The organism is Corynebacterium sp. c25Ua_89 (genome assembly GCF_047459735.1).
GTDB lineage: Bacteria > Actinomycetota > Actinomycetes > Mycobacteriales > Mycobacteriaceae > Corynebacterium > Corynebacterium simulans.
This window is the reverse complement of record NZ_JASBOD010000003.1, coordinates 227,422-239,195: the sequence shown is the minus strand read 5'-3', so window position 1 is coordinate 239,195 and position 11,774 is coordinate 227,422. Positions and strand designations below refer to the sequence as shown.

Below are 11,774 nucleotides of genomic sequence, written 5' to 3'. Positions count from 1 at the left end.
CTACTTCACCGCCTAACCGGCGCCACCATCCTCTTCGCCGGCCAGGGTTCTGCCCGGAAAAGGCACTCGGCCACTCCCAAGGCGCCCTCGGAGTGCTGGCGCTGCACGACCCGCAGGAGGCGCTGAGCTTGGCACTAGTGATGGAAACGGCGGCGTCGGCAAGTCACGGCAGCGTCATCGTGGAGATTGCTACGCCCGAGCAACGCGACGCTCTGGCCACACCGGGCACGGAGCTGCCCGAGCCGCTTGATTACCGCGACTTCGCGCCCCGCCTGGTGGAGCTTCCCGATGGACCTTTCGGCCGCCGGCCGCAGCGTGAGGACCGCGGCGCTCACCTCGCTCGGATTCGGACACGTCGGCGCGCTGCTGGTCTATGCTCACCCGGGCATCTTTGAGCAGGCGCTATGTCAACAGCGCGGGTCTTCCGCTGCCGCCGCCTGCCGCACGCTGACGCCAAGGTAATGATTGACGGCTACGACCTCGTCGACACCGACAAGGCCGCGGAAATCTCCATGCTCCTCGACGCCGATGTGCGCCTAGGCGCAAACGGGGAATTTCCGAGTGCGTAGTCGTTAACTAACTGGCTGGCCAGACCAGCCAGTAGTAGATAGAGCTCAGGCCCGCTTCCTGAAAAGGGAAGCGGGCCTGAGCTTTTTGTAGCCCCCGTCGAATCGGCCACTACCTTTCAGCTAACGCTCAACCGACTTTTGCTACTCAGGGTCATAAACGGCGGAAACGATATCGCCGGTCTGAATCATCTGAATCGCCTGATTGATCACCGGAAGCGGCGCGACGAACCACTCATGTGGATTGTAGGTGCGCCCATCGATCCCAACCTGAGGCACATTCAACCCACGCCCGCAAATACCCTGTGCAAGAGGTTTTCCAATGCTGAAGGGCGCAAGACTTCGAGGTTATATCCGGCTTCCGCCTCGTCTGCAAAGCAGTGGCTCACGATAAGAGTTATCTGGCACATTACGCTCGCAGTCCACCGGGATAACAGCTATCCCGGTAAACTAGGATATCGATCTACCGGGATAAGTCTTATCCCCAATGCGTCGAGCGCATGAGAGGAGTCAACTGTGGCAAAGACAGTCGAATTGGAATGGATCCCCGCTGATGGCAGTGGTCTTTCTCGACGCGCAAAACAAGGAGGTAAGTATCACGCTTTCGTTCCCGATCCACTTGCAGGCATGTCGTTGAAGCTTCCGTCCGAGCTCTCGCGACGTATCGTTCGCATCGAGCGGAAGATTCACAATCTTGGGATGAGAGACAATACCCACTCCCTTGAAGGAGTTGCGCGACTCCTGCTCCGTTCTGAGGCCGTCGCTTCCTCCCGGATCGAGGGAATCGCTCCCAACTCCGACAAAGTGGCCATGGCGATCCTCGCGCGTGAATCAGATTCCGAAATTCGGGGTTTCAAAGAATCCGCAACAGCTGTCGCCCGCAATGTCGCCATCCTCGACACCATCAATGCAGACTTGGCTTACAAAGATGAGCTGGTCCTGGATGACATTGTTGCAATGCAGACAGCGCTCGTTGCAGAAAATCCTTTGCAAGGAGTACGAACTACTCAAAACTGGATTGGCGGGTCTGACTATCACCCCATCGATGCGGCTTTTGTCCCCCCGCCTCCTGTACAAGTCCCAGAACTCCTCGACGATCTCATTGAATACTTCAACGGGGCAGACCACGCCGCGCTCGTTCAGGCAGCGCTGGTTCATGCACAGTTCGAGACCATCCACCCATTCCCGGATGGGAATGGACGCGTGGGGCGAGCCATGATTCACGCGCTTTTGCAGCGCAGAGGGCTCACCGATGCTGCGGTTCTCCCCGTCAGTATGGTTCTGGCAACGCTCGGTGACCGTTACGTCGACGGACTCACGAAATTCCGCGAGGGCGACGTGCTGGCATGGATCTCTTTCTTCGTCGAGGCTGCACAAGTCGCCACCACCAAAGCAGCTGAACTTGCGGATAGCGTCGCCGCCCTAGAAGCAGAGTGGATGGACAAGGTCAATCACCACCGCACTGCGCAAGGAAGCAAGCGCGCATTGAAATCGAATTCGACGGAGTTCCAACTGCTCAAGAAGCTACCTGCCATGCCTTTGGTCACGGTGCCCATCGTGAAGTCCGAGCTGGGGATTTCATCGGCAAGCACGGCCCGAGATGCTCTCGATTCACTCACCGACGCTGGCATTCTGCGTAAGAAAGTCATCGGTGCGGGCGGGCTTCTCGGTTACTTCGCTGACGATGTTTTCTTGTTGGTCGACGATGCTGAACGCCAACTCGCCTCGACGCAGTTTAATACTCGGCTTTCACCTCCGACCGGCCGAGCGGTTCCAGCCCTTCGCGATAAATAAGCAGTAATCATTTGTAGTCACACACTTCGTTTCCTTGCATAAGGCAAAGCTTCGTGCTGGTGCGACGCTACAGGAAGGGGCATCGGAAAGCGCAAAAGGGACCGTCACTCAAAGTGACGGTCCCATAGTGGCGCAGGTTAGGTGCCCTTAACGTTGAGAATCTGGCGCAGGGTGTGCTTGACCTCAACGAGCTGGGTGGCATCGGCCATCACGCGGTCGATGTCCTTGTAGGCGTCCGGAATCTCATCGACGAACTCGGCGCCGGGACGATAGACGATGCCTTCCATGCGTGCGGCAAGGTCCGCCTCGGTGAAGCGGGCCTTGGCCTGGGTGCGTGACATGACGCGACCTGCGCCGTGCGGCGCAGACTTGAGGCCCGGCGCGTAGCCCTTGCCTTCCACGACGTAGCTGGCGGTGCCCATCGAGCCGGGGATGAGACCGCGGTCGCCCTCATCCGCCTTGATGGCGCCCTTGCGCGTGAGCCACACGTTCTTACCGTAGTGGTTCTCGCGCTGGGTGTAGTTGTGGTGGCAGTTGATGCGCTCGAGCTCGAGGTTCTCGCGATCCGCGCCGGACCAGGTGGCGACGCAGTCGAGGAAGCGGTCCATCATCTCATCGCGATTGAGCAGCGCAAAGTGCTGTGCCCAGTGGAGATCCGCAATGTAGGAGTCGAACTCTTCCGTGCCCTCGACGAGGTAGGCCAGGTCCTTGTCCGCGAGCTGGATCCAGTGCTTCTCGCAGTGGCGCTGCGCGGCCTTGATGTGCTTCTGTGCAATCTTGTTACCCACGCCGCGCGAGCCGGAGTGCAGAAACAGCCAGACACGGTCTTCTTCGTCGAGACACAGCTCGATGAAGTGGTTGCCGCCGCCCAAGCTGCCCAGCTGCTGACGCCAGTTCTTCGAATGACTAAGGTCCACGCCGGTGTCCTGGGCCAGCTGCGCGAGCTCGCGCGTGCGGGCCTCGGTGCGCGGGTCCATGATCCAACCGTTGTAGTTTCCGGGCGAGAGCGGAATGGAGTCTTCGACCGCGGTGCGCAGGTCCTCGAGAGCGAAGTCCTGGATATCCGCGTGCGTAAGGTGGGTCCGCACGGCAATCATGCCGCAGCCGATGTCCACGCCGACGGCCGCCGGGATGACGGCACGCAGCGTGCCGAAAACGGTGCCGACCGAGGAGCCCTTGCCGAAGTGGGCATCAGGCATGAGCGCCACGTGTGGGTAGACGAAGGGCAGGTCAGCGACGAGTTGTGCCTGCGCCACCGTCTTGTCTTCAACAATGGAGGCGAAGTTGTGCAGGCGCATAAAAGAGCCTTTCTCTGCGTTTGCATAACGCAGTTCGTGAGAAAGGGCCTGCTTGGGCGGCTGACTTATAAGTTTGCGCGCGGGTCGCGCGGCTGGCACCAACGTCCGGGATAAGCAGGGCCGCTTTCCCGGGAAATGGTCAAGTCAGCCTGTTAGAAGAGTTGCTTAAAGAAGCGTCCTAGCGGCTGATTGTTATGGGTCATCATCGCGGGTTCGCCTCCTTTATGCTTTCTCGTTCTTCTTTCGGGCTGTTAGTGCTGCGTGTGATCCTACACGATGTACGCGATTTCTACATGCGATTGATGATGCGAAGAAATTCACCCAGCCACGAAAACTTGACACCGTCCATTCAACAGCATTCGCTGCCTGCTCATTTATTCGTCCGTCTGGCGGGGAGTCGTGCGCCGTGATGAGCTTCATTTGATCGTTCAGCCCGCCTCGACCTAGTCGAGAGTGGGCTGGATCTTTATCTGGGTTATACAGCAAGATTGCTCTGGGTAAAGCCGACGTCGTGGTCGCCGGCGGCATCGACGAGCGCTCCATCTCCCGCGCCAACGACCGCCGCCGCGGCGGCTTCCTCGAAGGCGAGGGCGGCGGCACGGTTCTGCTCGTGCGCCTACTGATCCTCTTCCCTCGCGTTGAGGATGGCGTCGCCGCGGGCTTCCAAGTCTTGCTGAATCTTGGCTTGGGCCTGCGCCGCGACGTCGGAACGCGGTGCCGCCTGAATATAGTGCTGGGAGCCAAGGCCAATCTGGAGTTCCTTGGCGCGCAGCACCTCAGCATCGAGCTTGAGCCCCAAGATCAGCACGGTATTCATAATCCAGAGTGCAACGAACAAAGCCAGCACGGTGCTCAGCGCGCCATAGGCGCTCACGCCTGCAAAATGGCTCAGATAGAGGCCAAAGAACCACCACACCACGACGTTGACAAGCAGCGTCACCACAGAGCCTAAAGTAATCCAGCGGAAGCGCGGTGGGCGCACGTTCGGGGCATAGTGATAAAGAACCGCAATCAGCACCATGACCATCAACACCGTCACCGGAAAGCGCAGCCAGTTCCACACCGGAAGGAAAATGCGCAGCAAGAAGTCCACGGCGGATTCCAGATGCAGCGGACGCGAGACGGGTTCAATGAGCCCAGTGATGACGGTATCGCGCAGCAGGTTGGCAAAGACCAAAATCACCGCGCCGACCACCAAGAAGATGGTGAGAACCCACATCATCGCCCAGGTGCGCAACAGCCCGCGGCCCTCCACGCGGCCATAGACCATGTTGGCGGTGCGCGAAAAAGCGCGGACGTAACCAGAGGCCGAGAACAAGGAAACCAGCACGGATAAAACCAGCGCTATGGTGCCCTTTGCACTCGAGCCAATGATGGTATTCACGATGTCCATGGCCTGCGCCGAAACGTCCTGCGGCAGATAATCTTGAATGAGCCGCCGAGTCAGCTGCTCCACCTCTTGCTCCCGATTGGCAAAAAGCAAAGTGGCAATCGAATAAACGGCCAGGACGGTCGGGGCAAAAGCCATAAGCGTGAAATAGGTCATCGCCGCGCCGCGGTCGCCCAGCCCCTCAAGGAAATAGTCCGACCACGTCCGACGCAGCACAAGACCCCAGCTCTCCTTGCGCAGGCGATTTTTACGCGAAAGCGGGTTTCTCTCCGTTTGGTCAATGTCCAGCACCTCAGTGCTGTGTGGGGGAAGAATCTTGGAAGGTTCCTGCTGGCTCATTTCGCCAGACTAAGCACATTCAGCTAGCTGCCAGAGAAGTGACACCCGTGGCACGTCAAGTAGATACTAGGCTGTTATATATGACTGAACGCAGCAATGTTGAATCCTTCGAGCTGGACCACCGCAACGTCAAGGCTCCTTATGTCCGCGTGGCCGGCCGTACCCCGCTGGGAGGCGGCGCCGAGATCATCAAGTACGACCTGCGCTTCTGCCAGCCCAATGAGGCTCACCTCGAAATGCCCACGGTGCACTCCATCGAGCACATGATGGCCAACTTCATGCGCGATTACACCGATAAACTCATCGGTTTTGCGCCGATGGGCTGCCAGACCGGCTTTTATGCCATCACCAACGGCATGGAGCAAGAGGAGCTGCTCAATGCACTCGAGCACGGCCTCGAGGATATCCTCAACGCCACCGAGGTTCCCGCCGCCAACGAGCGCCAATGCGGCTGGGGCGCCAGCCACTCCCTCGAAGGCGCACAGGCAGCCGCCCGCGAGTTCTTGTCCAAGAAAGACGAGTGGCTCGAGGTTATGGCCTAACCTTTATCCGCGGGCCTTATCTACGGCCCTTATCCACGAAGCCTTCGTGCAGTTGCGTCAACCGCGCGCCCTGCACGGGCTTTCGGCTTAGTACCTCGTCAACGGCCTCGCACTCCTGCGTGCTCAGCGCAGTGACTGCGAGGTTTTCTTTGATCCGTGCGAGGTTCGTCGAACCGGCAATCGGCACCACGTCCTTGGCCAGCAACCAGCCCAGCGCTATCTCGGAGACGTTGCGGCCGGACACTGCTGCCGCCACTTCCTGCGCCAGCTGCTTGTTGGCCGCGAAGTTCGCAGAGTGCAAACGCGGCGAGGAAGAATCATCATCTGGCTCGCTGCGGCCTGCCAAAAGTCCCTTCGCCAGCGGTGAATAGGCCATAAACTCCGCGCCCAACTCGCGGGCTAACGGGATGATTTCTTCTTCTACGTCGCGGCTGAAGATGGAGTATTCATACTCCAGATACTTCACCGGACAAACCTTGTTCGCGCGGTGAATGGTCTCCGGGCTTGCCTCACACAGTCCGAATGCGGCCACGTCACCTGCATCGATAAGTTCTTTTACTGTGCCCGCTACTTCCTCAATGGGCACGTCTTGGTCCACGCGATGCTGCATATACACGTCCAAGCGCTCCCGTTTTAGCCGGCGTAACGAACCATGGGCGCTCGCGCGAATGACCTCCGGGCGCGAGTTCAAAGCGCCAGTGGGCTTTCCTTCCTTAATCTCCCATCCGAACTTGGTGAGGACGCGGGCGCGGTTGCCCAGGGCGTCGCCAAGCATTTCTTCGCCCGTGAAGGGCCCCTGGATTTCAGAGGTGTCGAAGAGCTCTACGCCTGCCTCCACCGCGCCACGCAGGACATCGACCACCTCGGTACGACGCGGGGAATCGGGATAGGAGTGCGGAGTCATTGAGGTACAGCCAAGCGCAATCATGGACACCACCGTAGCTGCTTCCCTCGTGTACGTGTACCTCCCTGTGTAAATAGCTCCCTCAAACCGGCCCGATTTCTTGCGCTAAATACACACAGAAGTACGGTGCCGCGGGCACAGCGCTCACCACCGCGCGTTCTCGTAGCGGAAGTAGTGATGCCACTTCCACGCTGGCGGCAGCAACTGCCCTCCCCCGCGGGCCACGGCGATGACCTGGTCGACGGCAACCTGCAGATGATGTTCAATCATCCCCGCCGTGAAATGCAGCGGCTTCCACCCGCGCTGCACCGCGTCGTTGAGCTTCTGGCGGTCCAGCTCGAAACGCTGGATGCGCTCACCTTTGTGGTACTCGTAGCCATCTATCTCGATTGCGACCTTCTCCTTGGCCAGCACGATATCCCAGTAATACGGCCCGATGCGTTGGTTGTTGGCCACTGCGAGGCAGGCATCGGCAAGGGCTTGGGTGAGAAGACGCTCGTATTTGCTATCACTGCCGATGACGCTGCGCTGCATAATCCGCCGCGTGCGCGCGGGAAAGCGCTGGAAATCCTCCTTATAAAAGGCCAGCCGTTGGTGGCCATCCTTGCCGTTGCAGAAACGCTCCAAGAACTCAATGGCTTTGTCTTCTTCCACAACCTCCAGCGCTTGCAGCGGATTGCACGCGTTTAGGCCGTTGACCATATATGGGCCCTTGGGCGTGGCGCGCCGCGTGGTGAAATACTCGCAGGTACGAGCGTGACGTGCCGCCATGAGCTGCAGCGGAAACTCCAGCTTGCGCTCTGTATAGACCGCAACGGCCGAGCTTCCATCCAGCACGGTGCCGGGATAGCGCTCGTTCAAAATCCCCGCGAGTTCGCGCGGGGTGGGTTGGCGCGGCAACGCCAGGCCCGGCGTGATGCGCACGGCTTTGCCCTTCGCCACGAGGCGATCGATAGTACGCGAGTGTTTCCCCCGAATAGGTTGCAGCATCCTCTACTTCCCCCCAAGTGTGCACAGCTCCCCCAAGCATGCGGATACCTCTCAATGTAAATAGGCCCTCCAATTTGCGCAATTGGAAGGCCTTATTTTCACACAGAGGGACGTCCTGGGGCAGGACGCCCTAAATGGACACCCCAATCCAGACCGGCTCCGGCACGAGCTCCACGCCGAAGCGCTTGGCGACGCCCGCGCGAATCTCGCGCGCCAACGCCACGATGTCGGCGGCCGTCGCGGCCCCACGGTTCGTCAGCGCGAGAGTGTGCTTCGTGGACAAGGTAGCCGGACCAACACCTGGATAGCCCTTGGCGAACCCGGCGCGCTCGATGAGCCAGGCGGCCGAGAGCTTTATTTCCTCGCCGTCCGAGCCTGCGAGGACGGCGTGGCGCGGCATGCGGTCTGCGTCCTCGGCACCGCGTTCGGTGCGCACGATTTCCTGGATGTTATCGGCAACCGCAGAGTCCACGATGGGATTGGTAAAGAAGGAGCCGGCGGACCAAGTGTCGTTGTCGGTTGGGTCCAAGACCATGCCCTTGCCGCGGCGCAGCTGCAGCACCTGCGAGCGCACCTCCGCGACGGGACGGCGCTCGCCCGGGGTCTGCGTGAGCTGGCCAAAGCGCAGCGGCTTGGAAAGCCCATCCGTAGAAAGCTGCAGTTCCACCTCGAGCACGACTGCACGGTGGGTGAACTTCAGGTTGGAGTAGCGATAAGCCAGGTCCAGGTCGGAGGCGGGAACCCACTCATCGGCACCGGTCTCGCGGTTATACAGGCGCACGCGGTTAAGCACGTCCGAGATTTCTGCGCCATACGCACCCACGTTTTGTACCGGCACAGCGCCCGCGGTTCCCGGGATTCCGGACAGGCACTCGATGCCGCCGAGGCCCGCCTCCACGGAAGCGGCAACCACTTCGTCCCAGTTCGCGCCGGCTTCCGCGCGGACCACGCCAGTCTCCGCGTCCACGCTCACCTCAGCGAAGTCGAGGACGAGTGCCACGACATCGATGCCCTCATCGGCGACCAAGAGGTTAGAACCGCCGCCCACCACGACGAAAGGAATAGAAGCTTGATCCAGTGCCGTGACGGCGGAAATGGCGGCGTCGGCAAGCGTGGCCCGCAAACACAGCTCAGGTTTGCCGCCTACGCGCAGGGTGGTCAGGTCTGCGAAGGTGGTCTCCGTGTCGAGGACAAGGCCGTCGATCGCAGAGAACTTTTGGGTCATAAATTCATCAAGCACGTCTACCAAGGTAGTCTGTAAAGCATGTCAACCCGTAGCGAAAACACCGTAACGATCAATCAGCCCATCGAAAAGGTTCACCAGGCGCTGCTCACGCAGGGTTACTGGGAGCACATTGTTGCTAACCTTTCTCCGGATCCGGGCCAGGTTCATGATTTCACCAACAACGTAGCCATCCTCTTCGAGGTGCTGCCAACCACCCTGCTGCCTGAAGCTGTCCGCGCCATGGTTTCTCAGGACCTCAAGGTCAAGCGCGTCGTCACCATTGGTGAGCTCAATGGCAATGCTGCCGACGTCAAGTACACCGCTGACGTCAAGGGCACCCCTGTTGACTTCGGCGGCGACATCGCCCTGACCGGCGAGGGTGATACCACCACCCTGTCCTACGTCAACGAGATCTCCGTGAAGATCCCGATGATGGGCGCTGCCATCGAGCCGAAGGTTGCCGATGCCCTGGGTGAGCTCTTCAATAACGAGGGCAAGCTGACCGAGCAGTGGATCGCGGACAACCTCTAAACGCTACTTTTAACAGAAATGGCCGATCACGCACATAACCTGCGCGCAAGCGCGAGTGCGGGTCGGCCTTTCGGTGTTATTACCCGCGGTACCACCAATCAGAATCGGTTGCGCCGCTGCGATAGGTGGATGGCTACGCATCCGGCTATCACTTCCCTGCTGCGTGGGCACCAGAAGCCTTTGGCTTTAGACGTCGGCTATGGCGCGTCCCATTTCACCACCGTGGAGTGGGCGGGCTGGCTGCGCCGGGTGAATCCGCGCGTGCGGGTGACCGGCCTGGAGATTGCACCGGAGCGGGTGTTGCCGCCGCGCGACGGCGTGACCTTCGAGCTGGGCGGCTTCGAGCTGGCGGGGTATCGCCCCCAGCTGGTGCGCGCTTTCAATGTGCTGCGCCAATACGATGTCTCGCAGGTTCCCGAGGCTTGGGAAGAGGTTACCTCGCGCTTGGCCCCTGGCGGTTTCTTCGTGGAAGGCACCTGCGATGAGCTGGGCAGGCTATCCACCTGGATCCTGCTCAACCGCGAAGGCCCGCAGAGCCTGCATTTGGCATGGGATCCCTTTAACGTGGAGCGTCCCTCTGACTTAGCGGAACGCCTGCCCAAGATACTTATCCACCGCAATGTTCCGGGCGAGCCGATTCATGAGCTTTTGCAGGCCGCCGACCGCGCATGGGATCACGCCGCGGGGTGGGCTCCCCACGGGCCTCGTGTGCGCTGGCGAATGGCGCAACAGGCGATGATTGATGCGGGGCTGCCCGTGCATCCGGTGCGCAGGAGAATGCGCGATAGCGTCTTGAGCGTTAACTGGGAAGTCGTTGCGCCGAAGCTGTGAAGCAGGTTGCCCTCATTGGCGCTGTGAGTTCACATAAGTAACACTGGTAGGTATGGCTCAAAAGAAGACGTCTCTGGCTTGGAAAATTCTCATCGGAGTGCTCGTGGCATTCCTCGTTCTCATTTTGCTGGCGGAGTTCGGCCTGCGCTGGTTCATGGGCAACCAAATGAAAGACCAGTTCGCCCAAGCCGCCAAGGACCAAGGAATTGAGTCTCAGGAGGATCCGAACATTAGCTTCGGCACCACTCCTATCCTGCTTGGACTATTCGGTGGCAAGCTCAGCGAAATGAACATGGAAACGCCGTCCACGCTGCAGATCGACGGCACCGAGATCAAGGGCCAGCCGGCTACCAACGTCCACATCGAAGACATGACGCTGTCCGATGACCCGGTGGCAGGCTCCCTCCGAGCTTCCACCAAGGTTCCAGATGATTACCTGTTGGCCACCTTCCAGAAGGGCATCGCAGACGAGTCCGGTAGCGAACAGGTCGGCAACTTGGTGGTCACCAACATCACGGCTAACGACGCCGAGAATCTTCTCGACGTCGAGTTCGCCGGCGGCCTCGCCAATCTCGCGTTGGAGCCGAAGGCGCAGGACGGCAACCTGTCGATCACGGCAAAGAACGCCTCCCTGCTGGGCTTCGACTTGCCGAAGGAAGCAACCGACGCCATCTCTACTGCGCTGCAGAAGGGCATGAAGGATCAGTTCATCGGCGAGGGCTTGAGCGTCGACGAAGTGGATGTGGCTGACGGCGAGCTCAACCTCACCATCACTGGCCAGGACGTGCCGATGAGCGAGCTGGGCAGCGCCGCCAATGCGGCGGGCAAAGGCGCGAAGGAAGGCGCCCCAGCACCCGCGCAACAAGGCCGCTAAAAGGCGTTTTCACTTAGGCTAGCTCGCGGGCCAGACCTCGGCAGGCAACAAACCTGCCGGCTGGCCCGCGAGCTTTTCTTGTAATTGCTCGGCTTGGGCAGGCGAGGAATAGATGAGTTTATCGAAGCCCGCCTGCGTCGCAGCTTGCGCCGCGGTGAGAGCATTCTCGCTCGCGGGAAGGATAAGCCCAAGCTGGGCCGGCTGCGGGCAGGCCTCGCGGACGGTGATGAGATCGGTGAGCAGGCTGGTGGCGTCGCCAAGCAGGGCGTCTACCGCGACCCATACCTCCGCGGCGCCAGACTGCACCGCCAGGCGCGCCTCGGAGGCCTTGATGAGGCTATGGTGGCGGCCGGTGGGATAGCCGGCGACGGTGACCACGTGGGCGGCGCCCTGTGCGGCAAGCACGTGCGTGGGCGCGACGAGCACGGCCTCATCCGGCTGCGCGGCGGCGCGGACGTCGTCGAGAGCGGCGTTTAAGAGATTGCGCATC

The 11,774-nt window shown here is 60.4% G+C and carries 14 protein-coding genes; 7 read left to right on the top strand and 7 right to left on the bottom strand.

The genetic code is table 11. The features are described 5' to 3' along the window. Positions 1 to 92: 92 nt before the first annotated feature. Entirely contained in the window at positions 93 to 395 is a 303-nt protein-coding gene (locus QKB66_RS06505) for a hypothetical protein (protein ID WP_248093561.1), read from the top strand. 9 nt (positions 396 to 404) lie between these two features. Then, complete coding sequence (locus tag QKB66_RS06500) at positions 405 to 569, top strand: hypothetical protein (protein ID WP_248093558.1); 165 nt, start codon at positions 405 to 407, stop codon at positions 567 to 569. A 141-nt stretch (positions 570 to 710) separates the two neighbouring features. On the opposite strand, the gene QKB66_RS06495 is transcribed toward QKB66_RS06500, so the two are convergent. Continuing rightward, positions 711 to 845 carry a hypothetical protein gene (locus tag QKB66_RS06495; RefSeq protein ID WP_282440168.1) on the bottom strand — a complete coding sequence of 45 codons (135 nt, stop codon included), beginning with the start codon at positions 843 to 845 and terminating at the stop codon, positions 711 to 713. Positions 846 to 1,082: 237 nt separating this feature from the next. Here QKB66_RS06495 and QKB66_RS06490 point away from each other — a divergent pair, with 237 nt between their 5' ends. Continuing rightward, a complete protein-coding gene (locus QKB66_RS06490) occupies positions 1,083 to 2,360 on the top strand; it encodes a Fic family protein (RefSeq protein WP_414252942.1) in 1,278 nt (425 codons plus the stop codon). Positions 2,361 to 2,497: 137 nt separating this feature from the next. Here the strand turns inward: QKB66_RS06490 and QKB66_RS06485 are convergent, their stop codons facing one another. Then, positions 2,498 to 3,658 carry an RtcB family protein gene (locus QKB66_RS06485; protein WP_005531143.1) on the bottom strand — a complete coding sequence of 387 codons (1,161 nt, stop codon included), beginning with the start codon at positions 3,656 to 3,658 and terminating at the stop codon, positions 2,498 to 2,500. Positions 3,659 to 4,274: 616 nt separating this feature from the next. Then, complete coding sequence (locus QKB66_RS06480; RefSeq protein ID WP_248093540.1) at positions 4,275 to 5,387, bottom strand: YihY/virulence factor BrkB family protein; 1,113 nt, start codon at positions 5,385 to 5,387, stop codon at positions 4,275 to 4,277. Positions 5,388 to 5,467: 80 nt separating this feature from the next. Here QKB66_RS06480 and QKB66_RS06475 point away from each other — a divergent pair, with 80 nt between their 5' ends. Next, entirely contained in the window at positions 5,468 to 5,929 is a 462-nt protein-coding gene (locus QKB66_RS06475; protein WP_061920295.1) for an S-ribosylhomocysteine lyase, read from the top strand. A gap of 16 nt (positions 5,930 to 5,945) precedes the next feature. Here the strand turns inward: QKB66_RS06475 and QKB66_RS06470 are convergent, their stop codons facing one another. The 3 genes from QKB66_RS06470 to QKB66_RS06460 all read right to left on the bottom strand — a co-directional run bounded on the left by QKB66_RS06470 (position 5,946) and on the right by QKB66_RS06460 (position 9,063). Further along, a complete protein-coding gene (locus QKB66_RS06470) occupies positions 5,946 to 6,857 on the bottom strand; it encodes an aldo/keto reductase (protein WP_414252941.1) in 912 nt (303 codons plus the stop codon). A 120-nt stretch (positions 6,858 to 6,977) separates the two neighbouring features. Beyond that, the gene (locus tag QKB66_RS06465) at positions 6,978 to 7,823 is read right to left on the bottom strand and encodes an endonuclease domain-containing protein (RefSeq protein ID WP_248093535.1); all 846 of its coding nucleotides are present in this window, start codon (positions 7,821 to 7,823) and stop codon (positions 6,978 to 6,980) included. Between the two features lie 130 nt (positions 7,824 to 7,953). Continuing rightward, positions 7,954 to 9,063, bottom strand: coding sequence for a UDP-N-acetylmuramate dehydrogenase (locus QKB66_RS06460; RefSeq protein WP_248093533.1), 1,110 nt, complete (start codon positions 9,061 to 9,063; stop codon positions 7,954 to 7,956). A 24-nt stretch (positions 9,064 to 9,087) separates the two neighbouring features. On the opposite strand from QKB66_RS06460, the gene QKB66_RS06455 reads away from it, so the two are divergent. From QKB66_RS06455 to QKB66_RS06445, 3 genes are read left to right on the top strand one after another with little or no spacing between them, the layout of a single operon-like run. Next, a complete protein-coding gene (locus QKB66_RS06455; RefSeq protein WP_061920287.1) occupies positions 9,088 to 9,579 on the top strand; it encodes a DUF2505 domain-containing protein in 492 nt (163 codons plus the stop codon). A gap of 18 nt (positions 9,580 to 9,597) precedes the next feature. Beyond that, positions 9,598 to 10,410 (top strand): class I SAM-dependent methyltransferase, encoded by an 813-nt coding sequence (locus tag QKB66_RS06450; protein ID WP_311518479.1) that lies wholly within the window; start codon positions 9,598 to 9,600, stop codon positions 10,408 to 10,410. A gap of 52 nt (positions 10,411 to 10,462) precedes the next feature. Beyond that, entirely contained in the window at positions 10,463 to 11,284 is an 822-nt protein-coding gene (locus QKB66_RS06445) for a DUF2993 domain-containing protein (protein ID WP_061920283.1), read from the top strand. An 18-nt stretch (positions 11,285 to 11,302) separates the two neighbouring features. Here QKB66_RS06445 and QKB66_RS06440 read toward each other — a convergent pair whose 3' ends face one another. Continuing rightward, on the bottom strand, positions 11,303 to 11,773 hold the full coding sequence (locus QKB66_RS06440; RefSeq protein WP_061920281.1) for a hypothetical protein: 471 nt from the start codon (positions 11,771 to 11,773) through the stop codon (positions 11,303 to 11,305). Position 11,774 lies beyond the last annotated feature (1 nt).

Excerpts from the sequence above, each read along its gene's own strand:
- QKB66_RS06500 (WP_248093558.1), top strand. The coding sequence starts at position 405 with ATGTCAACAGCGCGGGTCTTCCGCTGCCGCCGCCTGCCGCACGCTGAC.
- QKB66_RS06485 (WP_005531143.1), bottom strand. The coding sequence starts at position 3,658 with ATGCGCCTGCACAACTTCGCCTCCATTGTTGAAGACAAGACGGTGGCG.
- QKB66_RS06480 (WP_248093540.1), bottom strand. The coding sequence starts at position 5,387 with ATGAGCCAGCAGGAACCTTCCAAGATTCTTCCCCCACACAGCACTGAG.
- QKB66_RS06475 (WP_061920295.1), top strand. The coding sequence starts at position 5,468 with ATGACTGAACGCAGCAATGTTGAATCCTTCGAGCTGGACCACCGCAAC.
- QKB66_RS06470 (WP_414252941.1), bottom strand. The coding sequence starts at position 6,857 with ATGATTGCGCTTGGCTGTACCTCAATGACTCCGCACTCCTATCCCGAT.
- QKB66_RS06465 (WP_248093535.1), bottom strand. The coding sequence starts at position 7,823 with ATGCTGCAACCTATTCGGGGGAAACACTCGCGTACTATCGATCGCCTC.
- QKB66_RS06455 (WP_061920287.1), top strand. The coding sequence starts at position 9,088 with ATGTCAACCCGTAGCGAAAACACCGTAACGATCAATCAGCCCATCGAA.
- QKB66_RS06450 (WP_311518479.1), top strand. The coding sequence starts at position 9,598 with ATGGCCGATCACGCACATAACCTGCGCGCAAGCGCGAGTGCGGGTCGG.
- QKB66_RS06445 (WP_061920283.1), top strand. The coding sequence starts at position 10,463 with ATGGCTCAAAAGAAGACGTCTCTGGCTTGGAAAATTCTCATCGGAGTG.
- QKB66_RS06440 (WP_061920281.1), bottom strand. The coding sequence starts at position 11,773 with ATGCGCAATCTCTTAAACGCCGCTCTCGACGACGTCCGCGCCGCCGCG.